Source organism: Streptomyces sp. NPDC057486, assembly GCF_042802415.1.
Taxonomy (GTDB): Bacteria; Actinomycetota; Actinomycetes; order Streptomycetales; family Streptomycetaceae; genus Streptomyces; species Streptomyces yanii.
This window is the reverse complement of record NZ_JBHVEE010000028.1, coordinates 13,203-29,049: the sequence shown is the minus strand read 5'-3', so window position 1 is coordinate 29,049 and position 15,847 is coordinate 13,203. Positions and strand designations below refer to the sequence as shown.

The following is a 15,847-nucleotide window of genomic DNA, read 5'->3' as shown; positions in this document are numbered from 1 at the left end:
GCAGTGTGCGTGCGGAACATCATGGGGCCCTCTCTCAGGCCTTCGGCGGGAGCCGGTGCATGCCGGGGTGGAAGTCGCCGAGCATCCGGCGGAGCCGCTGGAGCGGGGTGAGGGGTTGATTCCGCACGGAGCCGCGCGAGTAGCGGCGTTCCACGTAGTACTGACCCACGGTCAGGATGGACGTGACCACCAGATACCAGAGGCTCGCGACGATCAGCAGCGGGATGGTGTCGTAGGTGGAGGCGTAGATCAGCTGGACGGAGTGCAGGAGTTCGACGACAGTGATGACGCTGGCCAGGGAGGACATCTTGAGCATGCCGATGGTCTGGCTGCCGGTGGGCGGGATGATGACCTTCATGGCCTGGGGCAGGATGATGCGGAACATGGCGCGACGGCGCGTCATGCCCAGGGACTGGGCGGCTTCCTCCTGGCCTTCGTCCACGGAGAGGATGCCGGCCCGGACGATCTCGCACATGTACGCGGCCTCGTGGAGGCCCAGGCCGAGCAGGGCCGCCAGGAACGGGGTGATGAAGGTGTTGGCGTCCAGGGAGACGAAGACCGGGCCGAACGGGATACCGATGGCGATCTGCGGGAACATGTAGCTGAGGTTGTACCAGAACAGGAGCTGGACCAGCACGGGGGTTCCGCGGAAAAACCAGATGTAGAGGGCGCTGGCGCCGGAGAGCATCACGTTGCTGGAGAGGCGCATGACGGCGAGGATGACACCGCCGATGATGCCGATGGCCATGGCGGCCACGGTGAGCTCCAGGGTCATGAGCAGGCCGTTGAAGATGTTCGGGGACAGGAAGTACTGGCCCACCACCTCCCAGCCGAAGCGGGTCTGCATCAGATCGCCGCGCTGGATCTTCTCGAATCCCAGCGTGTACACGCCCCAGGCGGCGATGAGGGTGAGCACCACCACCGCCACCCACCGCCCGGGGCGGGGAACCGGGACCGGCTTCTCATCGATGAAGGTGGGCCCGGCGACAGGCCGGGTCTTCTCCTGGGGATCCATCATGGTCCCGGCTCCTTCCGGCATCTTCTACTCCTGTTCAGTCAGCGTGAGTCAGCTGCGTTGGTCCCGGATCAGCTGGCGGATCCCGTGTCGTTGATGGCCGGCTGCTTGATCATGATGGGTGAGACGCCCCAGTCGTCGAAGATCTTGGCGTAGGAGCCGTCGGCCATCATCTCCTCCAGGGCCTTCTGGATGGCCTTGTCCAGGCCGGAGCCCTTCGGAACGGCGATGCTGCTGGGGATGTTGGCGGCGATGGTGGAGCCGGTGAGCTTGAACTGGCCATTGGTCTGCTTGATCAGGTAGTTGATGGTCTCCTGGCTGTCGAAGCCGACGTCGGCGCGGCCGCTGCCGACGGCGAGGGTCTCTTCGCTGCCGTTGCCGAAGGTGAGGACCTTGACGGCGGGTTTGCCGTCGGCTGTGCACTTCTTGGACTGGTCCTCCAGCATGGTCTGCAGAGTGGTGCCGAGCTGGACTGCGACGCCGGCACCGCAGAGGCTGTCCAGCCCGTCGTAGCTCTTGGAGGACTTGTTGCTGGTGAAGAGGGTGGAGCCGATCTTGGCGTAGGAGACGAAGTCGGCCTTCTCCAGGCGTTCCTTTTTGGCGTACATGCCGGCCTGGCCCACGTCGATCCGGCCGGAGGCGAGGCCGGGGATGATGGTGTCGAAGCCGGCGTTCTCCAGTTCCAGGGTGATGCCGAGCTTCTGGCCGATGCCCTTGATGAGGTCCGCCTGGTAGCCCAGGATCGTCTTGCCGTCCTTGTCGATGTACTCGCCGGGAGGGGTGGAGGCGTCCAGGCCGATCACCAGCTTGCCCTTGTCCTTGTACTTCTGCGGGAGCAACTCGGCGGCCTTGCCGGCCTTGGAGGGATCGGCGGGTGAGATGTTGCCGTTGGCGGAGGCGCCGGCGGTGGAACCACCCGAGGCGGCGCCGGAGGCGGAGGGGCTGCTGGTGGCGCTGGAGCCGCAGGCGCTCAGCGTGAGTGCGACGGCGATCCCGGCGGCGCCGCGTACGGCGGCTCGCAGCCTGGTCGGGTGAACGGGTGGGGTGTCCTGGGTCTTGAACAGCATGCGATGAACTCCTTCGGTCGCGCACGTGGCTGAGAGGTGACGGTGTGGTGGTGTGAGGCCGCGGCTGGCGACGGGTCTGACGAGGTCCACCGAGGATCCGATTTCTCATCGCTTGATCACCTGGGCGGAGATCGGATTGTCCATGAGGCCAGGCTCGGCGCGACTGGCGTTCGCTTGGCGCAGCCAATTGGCCTGCAACTACGTATGAGCGCTGCCGGTGCTGAACACACCCATGCAGTTCGGACCGACGACGCGCATGCCCAGTTCGTTGCACCGGGCGACCATGTCCTGCTGGATCCTGGCACCGTCGTCGCTCATCTCGGCGAAGCCCGCCGTGAACACGATGCCGACCTTGACCCCCGCGGCCGCGGCCTCGGTCATGGCGCCTGCGGCGTCGCCTGCATTCCGACGGCGCCGAAGACGAGATCGGGCACCTCGGGAAGGTCCTTCACCGAGGGGTAGATCGGCTCGCCGGCGACCGTGCCGCCGTTGCGCCCCACGGCGTACACGCGGCCTTCGAAGCCGTATCCGCGTACCTTGTCGAAGAACTCGTTCCCACTCCGCGTCGATGTTGCGGAGACACCAATGATCGCGATGCTTTTCGGGGCGAAGAGTGCCCTGAGGTAGTGGTCCACCTGGATTCCTCCTGTCCTCACTGACTCACGTGGCTGACCTGGTTCTTCAGTCGCGGCCTGCGTCCGCGGGAAGTTGGAGCGACTGCGGTTCGAGGTACTCGGCCATGCCGTGCACGCCGAGTTCGCGGCCGTAGCCGGAGTGCTTGAACCCTCCGAAGGGGGCGGCGGGGTTGAAGGAGCCGCCGTTGACGTCGACCTGTCCGGTGCGGATGCGCCGGGCGACCCGTACGGCGTGGTCCGTGTCGTGTGCCCAGACCGACCCACCGAGTCCGTACCGTGTGCCGTTCGCGATCTCGATGGCCTCGGCTTCGTCCCGGTAGCCAATAATGGACAGGACAGGGCCGAAGATTTCGTCCTGCGCGATGGTGGACGCCGGATCGACGTCGGTGAAGATCGTGGGTCGTACGAAGTAGCCGCCGTCGCATCCGTCGGGAGGCGTTTCCCCGCCCGCGAGGATTCGGGCTCCGTTGCTGAGGCCCGCGCGGATGAACGCTCTTACGCGTTCCCGCTGCTGGTCACTGATCACGGGGCCCATCCGGGTCTTGTCGTCCGTCGGATCGCCCACGGTGTGCTTCTCGGCGGCCGCCCGTGCCAGTTCGTTGACGTGTTCCAGCTGGTCAGCCGGCACGAGCAGGCGGGTCCACGCGTTGCACGCCTGGCCGGAGTTGAAGAACGCGTTGGCGACGCTGACCTTCACGGCGGTGGGGATGTCGGCGTCGGGCAGGACGAGACTCGCGGACTTGCCGCCGAGCTCCAGCGTCACGCGCTTGACGGTGCGTGACGCGGCGGCGGCCACGGATCGTCCGACGTCGACCGATCCGGTGAACGAGACCAGGTCCACGTCGTCGTGGTCGACCAGTGTCCGGCCCGCGGCCGGTCCTCCGGTGACGACGTTGAGCACACCCTCGGGCAGGCCGGCCTCCGTCAGGATCTCGGCGAGCAGCAAGGCCGACAGCGGGGCCAGCTCACTGGGCTTGAGCACCACCGACGCACCGGCCGCCAAGGCCGGGATGACCTTGCTGGTCACCTGATGCAGGGGGAAGTTCCACGGAGTTATGGCGGCGACGACGCCCACGGGCTGACGGACGATCAGCGAGTTCCCGATCCGCTCGTCGAAGGAGTAGGCCGAAAGCAGGTCGGCCGTCGTCGCCGTGACGGTGATGGGCAGTTGGGCGTGCACGGAGCGGGCGATCCGGATCGGAGCACCCAGCTCGGCCGTCACCACCTGGGCGATCTCTTCCCGGCGGTCCTCGAGCAGCTTCGCGGCGCGGCGCAGTACAGCCGTCCGATCCGCAACGGGCGTGGCAGCCCACGTCCCGAGCGCCTTGCGCGCCGACCGGACCGCGTCGTCGACGTCACGGGGTCCTCCGTCGGCAACGGTCGCGATGACGCGCCGCGTCGCCGGATTCTCCACCTCGATACGCGCTTCGCCGGCCGGTGACTGTCGGCGTACACCGTCAATGAACTGGCCATAGTGGGGCGTTGGCACGAATCCCTCCTTCCAGGGCACGGCCGTTCCACCGCGTGATCGTTCGCGGGGTGTTTACGAAGCTAAAACTAAACAGTCATTTAGACAAGAGTCGTGCACGACGACTATCTCCAGTGTTCACTTGGGTATCGACCTAAACGATCGCTCAGAACTGAGTAATGACGGAGGCAACCCATGATGAGTGACACCAAACCGGTGGACCTGCGGGTGGAGGACGGCGTCGCGACGGTGACGCTGAATCGACCGGATCGGCTCAATGCCATGACCGCGGAACTGCTCCACCTGGCAACCAGCACGTTCGAGACCGTCGCCGCCGATCCCGCGATCCGCGTGCTGGTGCTCACGGGAGCCGGCCGCGCGTTCTGCGCCGGCGGTGACCTCTCCCAGGGAGCCGGCGGAGCGGTCACCGCGGGCGTCGGCCCCGAGTCGCGAGCCAAGCTGCTGCGGCAGTTCATGGAGACGTCGAAGCTGCTGCACGAGATGCCAGCCGTGACCATCGCGGCCGTCAACGGGGCGTGCGCCGGCGCCGGGTTGTCGTGGGCGTGCGCCTGCGATCTCCGCTATGCCTCGGCGACGGCGAAGTTCAACGCGGCCTTCCTCAACGCCGGACTCTCGGGCGACTTCGGCGGAACATGGACGCTGCCCCGCATCATCGGGCAGGGCCGCGCGCGCGAGAAGTACCTGGTGTCCCAGCCGTTCGACGCCGTCGAGGCGGAGCGGATCGGCCTGGTCTCGCGCGTCTTCGATGCGGAGCAACTGCTGCCGGAGGTGACCGCCATCGCCCACCGGATCGCGGCCTCCGCGCCCCTCGCGGTCTCACGTATCAAGCAGAACCTCGCCGACAGCGCGACCGTGGACTTCGGACGCGCACTCGACCTCGAGGCACAACGGCACACCGAGTGTGTGGAGTCCGAGGACGGGAGGGAGGCGGCACTGGCGTTCATCGAGAAGCGTGTGCCGCGCTTCACCGGGCGGTGACAGGCTCTGCGCCCGCACCGGTGTGACGGGCGGCTTCGCTGCGGTGAGTGGATCGGCTCGGCGACGGGCCGGTCCACCCGCAGCGATCAAGCCTCTCTATAGGTGGGTGGCTCGAACTGCGGTGCCCGCGACGCCCCCACGAGGGAGAGAGCCATGTGCCCGTAGCGCCAGGCGATCTCCTCGGGGCTGAGCGGCCCGGATTCCCGGTACCAACGAGCCACGAACGTGCACATCACGACGACCGCCCGGCTTGCCTCCCGCGGCCATGGCGCCGTGAACACACCCTTGTCGCATCCGTCTTCCACACACTCGTCGAAGAGACGCTGCAGCCTGTCCCGCTGAGCGACGTTCCGCTCGCGGTTTTCGGGCTCAAGGCTTCTGATCTCGCTGTTGACGATGAAGCTGGAGGCGACATCGGACGCGTTCCACAGGACATGTGACTGCGCGGCGGCGAAGAGTCGTGCCGCCGGATCCGGACCGGCCCGTCGCAGCGCCGCCTCGGTCCTGTCGATGGAGTTGTCCATGAACCTCGTGATGATCTCCATCAGAAGGTCCTGCTTGGACGCGTAGTAGTGGTACAGCGCCGCTGGGGTCACTCCTGCCTCCTGAGTGATGTCCCTGACCGACGAACCGTCGTACCCGTGCTTGTAGAAGCAGCGAACCGCGGCATCGATAATCACCTGCCGGCCCGGCCGGTGCGCACCCGAGCTCGCGTTGCCACGTGTCACAGCCAGAGATGTCCCTTGCTAGTCACGGCCCTTGTCAACCCTTCGTTCCCCACGCGCGGCAGCCTACTCGCCCAGAGGGTCGCCACCGTACCGAGCGCCCCAGAGAACTCCGGCGCTCCGCGCCTCCGCGCTCAGCAGCTGCGTCTCGAAGCCGACGCAGACCTCGCGCGTGATCGTCTTCGCACCGTTTCAGCATGTCGTCATCGAAGACATCCTGCCGGTAGTTCGTGATGAACGCCAAGTGTGCGTGGAGGCTGTGGGCGACGTGACGACCGGTGCGGATACCGGGGTTTGGTTTGCAGCGTGGTGGCATACGCCCAGCGCGGTAGGTTCGTCGAAACCGGGCTGGAAGGGGGTGGGCCGGATGATTCGTCCGCCGGAGGCTGCGCGTTGATCACGTGAGGGTGCCTTCGTTTGCCGACAGGCGGCGGAGCCCCTTCGCGTGGCGGAAGGGGCCGCTGCGGCTCTGTCGGACGGAGTGCGGCAGGAAGCCGCTCCTCTCACGCGTTCGTCGTGGTCATGCGCGTCCCTGGCGTCGCACATGATCAGCCGAGGGTCGCCCAGGCGTCCAGGGATTCCCGGCCCAGCAGAGCAAGTTCGAGGGACCATTCGATCAGGAACGCAGTTTCACAACCGACTGCCTCAGCCTGCAAAGGGGGCCTCAGGTGAAGACACGCCACAAGAGCCGCGGCACACCCGAGCCGCAGGCTCCTTGGAACGAGATCGTGCCGGGGCTGTGGATGGGCGGCCACTACTGGATGGATGGCCTGGGCGAGGTCCATCAAGCCGTCGTGGACCGCGAATTTGAGTTGGTTATCAGTCTGTTCACCTGTCCCGATCATGGTCCTGCCCCAGACGTCGACCATCAGGTCGCCGAGATCCCCGATGACCTCCTCACCTCCGCACAGCTCAGCACCGTCCAACAGTTGGCCCGGTACGCAGCGCGCTCCGTCGGCGACGGGCATCGGACATTGGTCCGGTGCAACGCGGGCTTCAACCGCTCGGGCTTGCTCGTGGGACAGGCCCTCATCGAGCTGGGCTACGAACCGACCACGGCGATCGACCTCATCCGGCAGCGGCGGTCTCCTTGGGCCCTCAACAACCGGATCTTCGAGGAGTACCTCGCAACCGGCCTCGACGTCGCCTGTCTCCTGACCAGTCTGGACACGCCTTCCTGACCGGAACAAGGTTAAAGGACAAGCTGGATGCATGGTCTTGATCCCAGGTGCTGAGTCCGCGCTTGTAACACCCTGCATCCAGCGCCGGCTGCCCGGCGCAGGGGGCCGGCTGGCTCAGCTGCTCAGGGGATGGCGTGCGGCAGGGCGCGTGAATTGATCAACCATCTGCGTATCATATGCCTGGCTTTACATGAATTCACGATGATTTGCCCCATGCTGAGGAAGCCGCGAGACAAGATCACGGAAGGGTTCGGCCCATGACTACTACGGTGCGGGACATCATCACCACCAAGCTCGAACGCCAATTCGATGCCTTCGATGCCAACCATGACGGCTATCTGGACTGGACGGACTACCAGAAGCTCGCCGACCGCTACATCCAGGCCTACCGGCTCGACAAGAGCGACCGCCGAGCCAGGGCGCTCCAGACCTTCTGCCAGATCCACTGGCTGGAACTGCTGCGCCACGCGGGCGTAGACGGGGACAGGCTCACGAAGGACCAGTACGTCACCGCCAACCGTCTCGCGGTCATCGACACCAGCCGGCTCAACGTGACCGAGGGCGGCGGCCACGCGATCTTCGACGTCATCGACGTCAACGGCGACAACGAGATCAGCAAGGACGAGTTCGCCCGCTTCCTGAAGGACGTGTGGAAGAGCGACGCGCCCGACGCAATGGACATGTTCGCCAGGCTGGACACCGACGGGGACGGCGCGATCTCGCGCCACGAGTTCATCCGCGCGATCCGTGAGTACTACTTCTCAAACGACCCGGACGCACCGGGCAGCCTGTTCTTCGGGCAGATCTGACCCACCCGCTTCCAGGCGTTCGCCGCGCTCTGGAGCCTCTCACGGCCGCCCCTGGACACCGGGACCAGCGGGCGGCCGTCGCCAGCTTGCTCACGGAGTTCAGGAAGACGAACCAAGACCCCAGCAGCCCATACGTCTTCGCCTCCCATACTCCGGTGAAGGTGATCGCCGACGCCATCAAGGCAGCCGAATAGCTGAACGCCCGGCTGGCCGCCGCACACGAGCCATACGACTTCCCCCTCGGCCGAGCGACCAACGGCTGCCTGCGGCTCAGCCGCGGTAAGCCTGGTGGACACGCGCGGCAGCGGCTGTCACCGCACGGTAGGCCTGGCGCCGTTCTTCCTGAGCTGCCTGCTGAGCGGTGAAGTCCACGGTCCGGGCCATGGGGTCGAACACGGGCTGGGCCGCGGCCCACTGCCGGCGGGCGTCGGGGTGCAGCACCTTCCACAGCGCATCGGTGTAGGCCGTCAGTCGCTCTGCGGACCTGGCGAAATGGTTGCCGCTCAGTGCCTTGCGTGCCTTGAGGCTGGCACCGGGCCCCAGAAGCTGGAAGGCGCCGAGCAGCACGGCTGGACCCGGGAGTGGGTCGTGTGCGCCGAGCAGTTCGGTCGCGCAGGCTCGCAGGGGGGTGTGGTCGTCGGTCAGGTTGGCTGCGGCCGCCTGGGCGAGGCCGGCGGCTGCCCAGTCGCCTCCGCCCTGGGCGTGGATGGTGCCGGGGCCGAGGCGGCGGCGATGCCACTCGGCGGCGCCGAGGGTTTCGCGGCCGGCTATCCGCGTGCGGGCTGTCTCGTCCAGAGGGGTGGTGACCGGGGTGGGGGTGAAGCGGCGGGCAGGGGCTGTGAAGGTGGCCCGGGTGCGCAGGTGTTGCCACAGGCGGGCGTGCAGGCGTGCGTCGTCGCGCGGATCGTGATCGCCCCGTCCACGGGTCATGCCGAAGGGGCCGTTGCCGTGTTCGGCCCGCCGTACCCGCAGGGTGTGCCAGGACAGTTCGCTGAGCCCAACGCCGGTGGTCCACTGTCCGCCGCGTGCTTCGTGTAACTCCACCAGGGTGTCCACACACCGGTCGACGAGCGCGTCGGGCAGGGGCGTGATCATGGCCACTGCGCGCAGATCGCCCTGCAGCAGCCCGTGGCCCACGACCAGGTCGGCCTGTTCCAGAGCCGTCAGGGTCTGCGGCGCGGCATACGGGCCGTCAATGAGTTCGTCCCTGATCCAGGTCAGTGAGCGGTCATCGGCACGTGCCCAGACGATGCCGATGCGTTCGACCAGCCAGCTCTCCGGGCCTTTCGTGTGCTGATGGCGGGTCACGCGGCCGCCCTTGGCGAAGTCGGCGTCGATGAAAGCCACCAGACGGCGGGCGGGACGGGACCGGTGCTTCTTTCTGCTGGCCATGGTGGCACCGTAGCGAGCACCACTGACAACCTCTGCGTACTCAACGACGGTTCGCCGGATCTGGCTACCGCCGGATCCGGCCGCCAGCGGTCACCTCGATCTGCCAGTGCTCTATCGTCCGGCCCCGGTGGGCGCCGTGGCCCAGCTTCCCCGTCGTCGTCGCGAAGCTGCTGTACGGCAACTACCGCGACAGCATCGACCACGCATGGTGCAACGACATCCCTGCAGCCGTGGCGGTGCCGATGAACGCGAAGTCCCCGTACGCCTGCGAGATCGTCTTCAAGGGCAAGGAGCCGGGCGGCTTCGCCAGTCCCGTGCGGGCCACCGAGGCGGGGCAGCGAGTGAACCGTGGCTCCTGCCTGGATGTGCAGGTGCCCGGGCGATGAAGGCGGGGCCCGCGCGCCTGTGCCGGTCGCTGCGACGTGCGCAAGCGGGCCGGACGCCGCCGAGGCGGTGCGCGCCGCGCTCGCCGGACTCGGCCAAGAGTGCCCTTCGAGCGTCAGGTGGTGGTGGGCCAGGTCCGCAGCAGCGTGGCGATCCTCGCAGCGGTGCAGGCGGAATCGAGGAGAAGGTCTTTGAGAGCGATGGCGTCGTCGCGAGTGGGCTTCACGGAGATACCGGCGGCTTCGAGATACATGACGCCGGTGGCGGCGGCAACGGCCATGTTGGAGCGCTCGAGCCAGCGGCACCGGCCGAGGTTGTGCACGAGTGCTGCGGCTTTGGCGTAGGGGCCGTCGTAGACGGGCTGCTCGAAGAGTTCGGCCCGGTGGCGGGCGACAGCCGCGACGGGGACACCGTAGTCGTCGGGGGCGGGATCGTCCGCACCGGCCGCCTCGGCGACCTGCAGGATCCAGGGAACGTCGATGTGCAGTTCCATCACGCGGCGCGCACTCCCGGAGGCGTCTGCTGGGCATCCTCGGCGTCGTCGAAGACCGCCTGGTGCTCGGACAGGAAGCGGGCGGCAGCGTCCACCGCGCGGGCGCGCAGGCCGCTGGCGTCATCCTGCACGAGGCGGGCGAGGTAGTCCCCGATGCTCAGTCCGAGGTCGGCGGCGCGCTTCCTCGCGAGTTCCGCGACGTCCTCATTCACACGTGCGCCCAGCTGTGTCTTGGCCATACCCCACATGGTAACAGCTGTTACCAGTCTGTCCAGGCAACTGCGGAAGCGGTGGTTTCGTCCGCCCAATCCCCCGTCGAAGAGAACCGCGACCAGCCGCTCCTGCTCGCAGAGCAGCCGATGGGACCACAGGTGAGCTCGATGCACTGCGGGGCCGCCCGCAGAACCACAGGTTCACGTGTCCTCGGGCATCAAGGCACGCGGCGGGCATGCGCAGGGGCGGGAAACGGGTGCGGCCGACAGCAGCACCGAGGACTGTGGGGCGCGGGAACATCTGATGGGCGTCGTGGGCGAAAGTCTCGGCCACGCAGCGGCGGCCGCGGCCACCCGGCCGATCCCGAGATCGGCGGGCGCGCAGGTGCGGTTCCTGGTGAAACGGCTGAAGGGCACCAGGCCGGTGGCTTCGTTGGTGAGAGCGGAGAGCGAATGTCGATGGGGCCTGATATCGGTTCTTGATCGAGATCTCCGGAAGTGTTGATGAGAACTGGCTGCGCCCAGAGGCTCGGGTCGGGAGTGTCGGCGCGGACGGACATAATTCGGCTGTGGACCTGAGACCGGAGTTGTTGCCCCCGCCTGTGAGTCGGCAGCGGCTGGAAGAGCTGTGCGCCGAGGTGGTGCGGATCGCTGACCTGTTGGCTGCCCGCCCGGAGGCGGCGGGCGAGGCGATTGCGGCCTTCAACGCGATGACCGGGCACGACTACGAGGCTCTCGACTTCGCTGAGTACGACGGCAGCAGGAGCCTGGAGGAATTCGTGAAAGAGGCGGCTCGGCCAGCTCGCCCAATGGTTGCGAACGTCACCCGGGACGAGCTCGTTGAGATCGTTCGCAGACTCCTGATGGCTGCCCCGGAGAGCGACTACTATCTGCGTCTCCTGGAGGCGAACGTGTCGCATCCTCGGGTGAGTGACCTGGTCTTCCACCCCTCGGACGACCTTCAGGGCGCGTCTGCGGAGCAGATTGTCGATGAGGCTCTGAAGTACCGACCGATCGCGCTCTGAGCTGCGTGGGAGGTCAGTTGCCGTGGCCTGTTGTTCGGCGCGGGCGCGGGTGGTGGCGAGGCGGTAGGGGTCGGTTCCGGTCTCGATGATGTTGCCGCCGAAGGTGAGGCGGTCGACGATGGCCGCGCAGAGACGCGGATGGTGAACGTCTTGGTCCAGCCGGAGAACGACTCGTTCGAGGCGATGGCCACGCTGTTCTTTTCCTCCCGCTCGGTCAGAACCTGGAAATCGACGTCGAAGGCATCCGCCGCGACCCCGGCGAGAAGGGCTTCAAGGTCATCCCGCGACGCTGGGTCGTCGAGCGGACCTTCGGCCGGCCCATGCACCACCGACGCCTGGCCCGCGACTACGAAACCCTGCCCACCCGCTCCGAAGCCATGATCCGCCGAGCGATGATCGACCTGATGAGGCGTCGCCTCATCCATGAAGCCACGCTGAACTGGCGCGGTACATGGCTCGCCCGGACGGGCCTCAACGAAAAGGCGTCAGCCCTCGTCAAAGCCCCGGAAGGTCCCTGATCCATCAGCGGCGTCGGCGAATTCCGCAAAGTCCATGTTGGCGATGCTGAGGTTGGCCGAGATGCCAGGAAACCACCGAGCGGGGACCCTGAACGTCCGCCCGGGCTCGTCCGAGAGGTCCACGGCCAGGAGCGGGTGCCCCGGATCCTTCATCGTGGCTGCGTCCGCCAGAAACATGTAGACGATCTGGTCGTCTTCGTCCGCAGCAGCCTCTTCAGCCATCAAGGCCTGGACCCCCACGTCGGCAAAGCGAAGCTCGCTGACATACGTGGCAAGGGGGTACTCACCAGCCGCGTCGAGCGCGGCTCGAACCGCGTCCCAGGCTCCCTCGTCACCGAAGTCGGTACGCAGGACCAGCGAGGTCAGATCATCGGGCTGAGGCAGAGGCATCTCGTGATCCTCTCACCAGACACTGACATCGCCTGTCACCAGACCATGCACCCACCGCACCGGCGGAACGCCTCAAGCAACCCGGCAATACCGAACACCCTCGCCAGGACGAAACGCTCTTCAAGCCGTCAAGTCGTGGGCCCTTTGCCGGCCCATCGTCCCCACAGAGTCCGGGCCCAGTCGTCCGCTTCCAGACCCGGTTCTTCCAGCTTCGGCACCGGGCCGGGGGCCGTCTCGATGAGGTGCACGAGCGTCCAGGCGACTCCGTAGCAGTCGTCGGGGCCGAAGCACGTGGCCAACGCTGCGGCCTCCTCGGATGTGACGGGTCGGGAGATCGCTGCCAGCTGGTGATGGCGCCTGTCTACTGCTTCCTCGCTCGCGTCCCAGTCGGGAAGCGGTCCGTCAGCAACGAACCTCTGCACTTCGGGTCTCATGGCCGAATGATCGTCTCCCCTGCCGTTCTGGACAAGCGGCCCCGTTCCGTCACCGGGCGGCTGTTCCTGCTGGCAACGGGTCTGTGGGGAAGGCGATGGATGCTGCCGCGGGACCTCCAGGCGGAAGAGCTGCTGCAGTCGTTCAGCGTCCGTCGCGATGACCCCTGCGGCAGTCGGCTCGCCGGAGCAAGGCGGTCAACTTCCACAACTGCAGCTTGCCGCCAGGGCAGGGGCGGTGGCACCGGCGACGCTGGCGTCATCGGTTCGCCTTCAGCGACGTCGGCGGCTTCGTCGCGTTCGCGACGTCGGCGCAGAGCGGCCTCTGATTTGCAGCGAGGGGTGCAGTAGGTGTGCCGAGCCGCCGCATTGCGGTTGACCTGGAATGACGTCCAGCAGATCGGGCACTCCCGGAATTCAACCAGCACGTCCGGTCACTCCTTTGCGGAGGTTGTCGGCGTGGGGCTGGTGAGATCGGAGTCGGTAGGGCGGTCCGTCGATGCCGACCACGGCGGCGCGGTGAAGGAGCCGGTCGAGCATGGCCGCGGCGACGGTCGCGTCGCCGAAGGCGCCGGCCCAGTCAGCAATACCGACATTGGTCGTGAGGATCGTGCTCGACTTCAGATACCTCTGGTTGATCACCGGCCTCGGGGATCATCGGCACAAGGGTTATCGGTGAGAACGATCATGGTCGGCGTGAGCGCGCTGACCCGGTTCTCGTACTCGCGGCGGGCCTTGCGCTGGGCCGGCACCGCCTGAGAGGCCCGGGCGACGTCGAGCGGCTGGCAGCGGGCGAGGAGCCGGCGGTGCACGGAGGGGACGGCGCTGACGCGCAGGGTGTAGCCCTGGCCGCGCCATACGGTCACGCCTCGGTCGAGCGCGGCGCGCTCGACGGACTCCAGGTCGACCGAGCGGAGGAAGTCGGCGACCTTGCCCGGCATGTATGAGGACGACCGACAGTTCTGGAGCCGGGGCGTCATGGTCGACGACGGTGTGCTCAGACAGGAGGTCGGCGACAGCGGTACGGATGGCTCCGCGACTGACGTGGTGGTCGCGGGCGAGGCTGGCGATCGACTGGCCGCCCAGGAACGCGGCACGTACGACGGCGGCCTTCTCAGGCTGCCCCTAGCCCACCACTCACCCCAGCTCCCATCCCGTCTGCCGTCGGTCCACAAACCGTGGACGCCAACAAAGCCAAGTGCTGATCTCTCGCTCGGCTCAGGGCTGCGCAATGCAGCTGACCGCGGGACGTCGGCCACTGTCCCCGGAGCCCCCGCGGCCGCCCCACCCGACGCAGTGGGTCCTGTACGCACTCATCGGAATCGTCCTGACTGCCGTAGGGGCCCTCATCGGCGTCGTAACGCTCTACCTGATCTGGCAGCACCCCGGCCTCGCCGCACCCATCGCCGCAGCGGGCGTCGTCAGCGGTCTCTTCATCACCATCGTCAGCTTCTTCGTCACGATCGCCCTCGCACGCCGATAACACCGCACCTCAACCATCGACCGGCATATCGCCGTGCCCCCGCACTCCTTGTGAGCGGGGCCATTCACCTCACGGTGGCTCGTAGGCCGGAACCGGGTCGTCGCCAGAACCCCCAGGGCGCACCGTTCGCCGGCGCTTCGATGCATTCCTGCCTCGCGACAGAGAATCGTGCGGTTCCGGGAACTCCCACGAAGTAGACAGCGTCTCCAATGATCATGAGGGAACGCATTGAAGCGCTGAGTGGTACCGGGGTAGCCCTGGCCGGTGGATTCGTCGGGCTGCTGGGATGGGCCGCAAATGCCGAACTCCGGGCGCGCGCCGGATTCGAAGCAGGGCCGGACTGGAGCGTGCTGTACGCGGAGCTTCCGCTGACCGTTCTCATCGGAGTGGTAGCCGCTTTGTCAGCGTGGCTGCTGCCCCGGCGATGGATGATCAGGCCGTCCGTTGCCGCGTACGCAGGTCGCGTCGCGCTCGTCGCCATAGTGCTGGCCGGATTCTCGCTGGCCGTCCAGGGCTGGTACGCAGGACTGCCCGAGTCAGTGCCGGACCACAAACCCTAGAACGGTGGAACGCCATCACCCGAGATCGGCACAGGTGTGCACTCACTCTCTCCTGGATACTCGACAACGTCGACGGGTTCACCCGGCACATCGGCATCGACACCGGGTCGGCCGGCGACCCCGCCGCGGCGGAGCGGGACGGCACGCTGCTGTTCGCCGTACTGATGGCTGTGCCCGAGGAGGAACTCGCCGAGGTCGACGCCTGGTATGCCACCGAGCACACCCCGATGCTGATGCGCTGTCCGCAACGGCTCGCCGTACGCCGGTTCGCCATCCACGGCGAACTCGGACGCCCGTATGGCGCTGGAGTTCGCGACGCGAGCGCAGGCGGGGCGAGTGGTCAGTGAGTGATTGTGTGGTTAGCGTTCGTGGTGTGGCGCACATCGTGATCGTGGAGGACGACGCCTCTATCGGAGCCAAACTTGCCGCCTCTATGCGCAATGTCGGACATAACAGCGACTGGTGCCAGAACGGCGCGGCAGCTCTGGCCAGGGCCGCCGATGGCGGCGTCGACCTGCTGCTGCTGGACCTGGGGCTGCCGGACGTAGACGGCTTCGAGCTGTGCCAGCGGCTGCGGGATCGGCTGCCGGGCGCGGTGCTGGTGGTGCTGACGGCCCGCACCGGGGAATTGGACGTCATCCAGGCGCTGGAGTCGGGCGCCGACGACTACCTCACCAAGCCGTTCCGACTCGCCGAGCTCGTGGCGCGCGTGACGGCGCACCTGCGACGGGCGGCGGACAGCGGTGACACGGCGGAAGCGGCGAGCCTCGTGCATGGGCGGCTGGTGATCGACCGCGCGGCGCGGCGGTGCCTGACGCCCGGGGGTGAGGTGGAACTGCGGCCGAAGGAGTTCGACCTGCTGGCCGTGCTGGCGGCGGCACCGGGACAGGCGGTAAGCAGGGAGGAACTGATGAGCCGGGTCTGGGACGAGAACTGGTTCGGTTCTACCAAGACCCTGGACGTGCACGTCGCGGCGCTGCGCCGCAAGCTGGGGGACCTGGTGCACATCACCACGCTGCGGCACTTCGGGTACCGCCTAGAGCCCCCGTCGGACGCCTGA

The 15,847-nt window shown here is 67.2% G+C and carries 23 protein-coding genes and 2 pseudogenes; 11 read left to right on the top strand and 14 right to left on the bottom strand.

Going from position 1 to position 15,847, the window contains the following annotated elements; all coding sequences use genetic code 11:
• Positions 1-34: 34 nt before the first annotated feature.
• The 5 genes from ACFU6I_RS15840 to ACFU6I_RS15820 form a co-directional block, all read right to left on the bottom strand.
• Positions 35-1,018, bottom strand: a complete 984-nt coding sequence (locus ACFU6I_RS15840; RefSeq protein ID WP_384366196.1) for an amino acid ABC transporter permease — start codon at positions 1,016-1,018, stop codon at positions 35-37.
• Between the two features lie 68 nt (positions 1,019-1,086).
• A complete protein-coding gene (locus ACFU6I_RS15835; RefSeq protein ID WP_384366193.1) occupies positions 1,087-2,082 on the bottom strand; it encodes an ABC transporter substrate-binding protein in 996 nt (331 codons plus the stop codon).
• A gap of 198 nt (positions 2,083-2,280) precedes the next feature.
• Positions 2,281-2,463: a hypothetical protein gene (locus ACFU6I_RS15830; RefSeq protein ID WP_384366189.1), complete on the bottom strand. Its 183-nt coding sequence runs from the start codon at positions 2,461-2,463 to the stop codon at positions 2,281-2,283.
• A complete protein-coding gene (locus ACFU6I_RS15825) occupies positions 2,460-2,717 on the bottom strand; it encodes a CoA-binding protein (protein WP_384366186.1) in 258 nt (85 codons plus the stop codon). Before ACFU6I_RS15825 ends, ACFU6I_RS15830 begins: the two co-directional genes overlap by 4 nt.
• A 46-nt stretch (positions 2,718-2,763) precedes the next feature.
• Positions 2,764-4,206, bottom strand: coding sequence for an aldehyde dehydrogenase family protein (locus ACFU6I_RS15820; protein WP_384366183.1), 1,443 nt, complete (start codon positions 4,204-4,206; stop codon positions 2,764-2,766).
• Positions 4,207-4,380: 174 nt separating this feature from the next.
• Between ACFU6I_RS15820 and ACFU6I_RS15815 the strand changes: the two genes are divergently transcribed.
• Positions 4,381-5,184, top strand: coding sequence for an enoyl-CoA hydratase/isomerase family protein (locus ACFU6I_RS15815; protein ID WP_384366180.1), 804 nt, complete (start codon positions 4,381-4,383; stop codon positions 5,182-5,184).
• Positions 5,185-5,270: 86 nt separating this feature from the next.
• Here ACFU6I_RS15815 and ACFU6I_RS15810 read toward each other — a convergent pair whose 3' ends face one another.
• Positions 5,271-5,912, bottom strand: coding sequence for a TetR/AcrR family transcriptional regulator (locus tag ACFU6I_RS15810; RefSeq protein ID WP_384366177.1), 642 nt, complete (start codon positions 5,910-5,912; stop codon positions 5,271-5,273).
• A gap of 169 nt (positions 5,913-6,081) precedes the next feature.
• On the opposite strand from ACFU6I_RS15810, the gene ACFU6I_RS15805 reads away from it, so the two are divergent.
• From ACFU6I_RS15805 to ACFU6I_RS15795, 3 genes are all read left to right on the top strand, one after another.
• The gene (locus ACFU6I_RS15805; protein WP_384366174.1) at positions 6,082-6,306 is read left to right on the top strand and encodes a hypothetical protein; all 225 of its coding nucleotides are present in this window, start codon (positions 6,082-6,084) and stop codon (positions 6,304-6,306) included.
• A 271-nt stretch (positions 6,307-6,577) separates the two neighbouring features.
• Complete coding sequence (locus tag ACFU6I_RS15800; RefSeq protein ID WP_384366171.1) at positions 6,578-7,090, top strand: protein phosphatase; 513 nt, start codon at positions 6,578-6,580, stop codon at positions 7,088-7,090.
• 257 nt (positions 7,091-7,347) lie between these two features.
• The gene (locus tag ACFU6I_RS15795) at positions 7,348-7,899 is read left to right on the top strand and encodes an EF-hand domain-containing protein (protein ID WP_384366168.1); all 552 of its coding nucleotides are present in this window, start codon (positions 7,348-7,350) and stop codon (positions 7,897-7,899) included.
• 270 nt (positions 7,900-8,169) lie between these two features.
• Here ACFU6I_RS15795 and ACFU6I_RS15790 read toward each other — a convergent pair whose 3' ends face one another.
• Positions 8,170-9,291 (bottom strand): hypothetical protein, encoded by a 1,122-nt coding sequence (locus tag ACFU6I_RS15790; protein WP_384366165.1) that lies wholly within the window; start codon positions 9,289-9,291, stop codon positions 8,170-8,172.
• 242 nt (positions 9,292-9,533) lie between these two features.
• Here ACFU6I_RS15790 and ACFU6I_RS15785 point away from each other — a divergent pair, with 242 nt between their 5' ends.
• Positions 9,534-9,677, top strand: a complete 144-nt coding sequence (locus tag ACFU6I_RS15785; protein ID WP_384366162.1) for a hypothetical protein — start codon at positions 9,534-9,536, stop codon at positions 9,675-9,677.
• Between the two features lie 113 nt (positions 9,678-9,790).
• Here the strand turns inward: ACFU6I_RS15785 and ACFU6I_RS15780 are convergent, their stop codons facing one another.
• Positions 9,791-10,168 (bottom strand): fic family toxin-antitoxin system, toxin component, encoded by a 378-nt coding sequence (locus ACFU6I_RS15780; RefSeq protein WP_384366364.1) that lies wholly within the window; start codon positions 10,166-10,168, stop codon positions 9,791-9,793.
• Positions 10,168-10,407, bottom strand: coding sequence for a hypothetical protein (locus ACFU6I_RS15775; protein WP_384366159.1), 240 nt, complete (start codon positions 10,405-10,407; stop codon positions 10,168-10,170). Before ACFU6I_RS15775 ends, ACFU6I_RS15780 begins: the two co-directional genes overlap by 1 nt.
• A 452-nt stretch (positions 10,408-10,859) precedes the next feature.
• Between ACFU6I_RS15775 and ACFU6I_RS15770 the strand changes: the two genes are divergently transcribed.
• Entirely contained in the window at positions 10,860-11,405 is a 546-nt protein-coding gene (locus ACFU6I_RS15770; RefSeq protein WP_384366156.1) for a hypothetical protein, read from the top strand.
• A 45-nt stretch (positions 11,406-11,450) separates the two neighbouring features.
• Here the strand turns inward: ACFU6I_RS15770 and ACFU6I_RS15765 are convergent.
• Positions 11,451-11,632: pseudogene (locus tag ACFU6I_RS15765) on the bottom strand (ATP-binding protein); the annotation flags it as partial.
• Between ACFU6I_RS15765 and ACFU6I_RS15760 the strand changes: the two are divergent.
• Positions 11,624-11,923 (top strand): annotated as a pseudogene (locus ACFU6I_RS15760) (hypothetical protein); the annotation flags it as partial. The pseudogenes ACFU6I_RS15765 and ACFU6I_RS15760 sit on opposite strands and share 9 nt — an antisense overlap.
• On the opposite strand, the gene ACFU6I_RS15755 reads toward ACFU6I_RS15760, so the two are convergent.
• From ACFU6I_RS15755 to ACFU6I_RS15740, 4 genes are all read right to left on the bottom strand, one after another.
• Complete coding sequence (locus ACFU6I_RS15755; RefSeq protein WP_384366153.1) at positions 11,891-12,313, bottom strand: DUF6924 domain-containing protein; 423 nt, start codon at positions 12,311-12,313, stop codon at positions 11,891-11,893. The pseudogene ACFU6I_RS15760 and the gene ACFU6I_RS15755 sit on opposite strands and share 33 nt — an antisense overlap.
• A gap of 128 nt (positions 12,314-12,441) precedes the next feature.
• Positions 12,442-12,747: a hypothetical protein gene (locus ACFU6I_RS15750; RefSeq protein WP_384366151.1), complete on the bottom strand. Its 306-nt coding sequence runs from the start codon at positions 12,745-12,747 to the stop codon at positions 12,442-12,444.
• Between the two features lie 414 nt (positions 12,748-13,161).
• A complete protein-coding gene (locus ACFU6I_RS15745) occupies positions 13,162-13,386 on the bottom strand; it encodes an ATP-binding protein (RefSeq protein WP_384366148.1) in 225 nt (74 codons plus the stop codon).
• Positions 13,383-13,724, bottom strand: a complete 342-nt coding sequence (locus ACFU6I_RS15740; protein WP_384366146.1) for a hypothetical protein — start codon at positions 13,722-13,724, stop codon at positions 13,383-13,385. Before ACFU6I_RS15740 ends, ACFU6I_RS15745 begins: the two co-directional genes overlap by 4 nt.
• Before the next feature lie 251 nt (positions 13,725-13,975).
• Here ACFU6I_RS15740 and ACFU6I_RS15735 point away from each other — a divergent pair, with 251 nt between their 5' ends.
• From ACFU6I_RS15735 to ACFU6I_RS15720, 4 genes are all read left to right on the top strand, one after another.
• Positions 13,976-14,227, top strand: a complete 252-nt coding sequence (locus ACFU6I_RS15735; protein WP_384366143.1) for a hypothetical protein — start codon at positions 13,976-13,978, stop codon at positions 14,225-14,227.
• Between the two features lie 215 nt (positions 14,228-14,442).
• Positions 14,443-14,787 carry a hypothetical protein gene (locus ACFU6I_RS15730; RefSeq protein ID WP_384366140.1) on the top strand — a complete coding sequence of 115 codons (345 nt, stop codon included), beginning with the start codon at positions 14,443-14,445 and terminating at the stop codon, positions 14,785-14,787.
• Between the two features lie 164 nt (positions 14,788-14,951).
• Positions 14,952-15,134, top strand: coding sequence for a hypothetical protein (locus tag ACFU6I_RS15725; RefSeq protein ID WP_384366137.1), 183 nt, complete (start codon positions 14,952-14,954; stop codon positions 15,132-15,134).
• Between the two features lie 26 nt (positions 15,135-15,160).
• Complete coding sequence (locus tag ACFU6I_RS15720; protein WP_384366134.1) at positions 15,161-15,847, top strand: response regulator transcription factor; 687 nt, start codon at positions 15,161-15,163, stop codon at positions 15,845-15,847.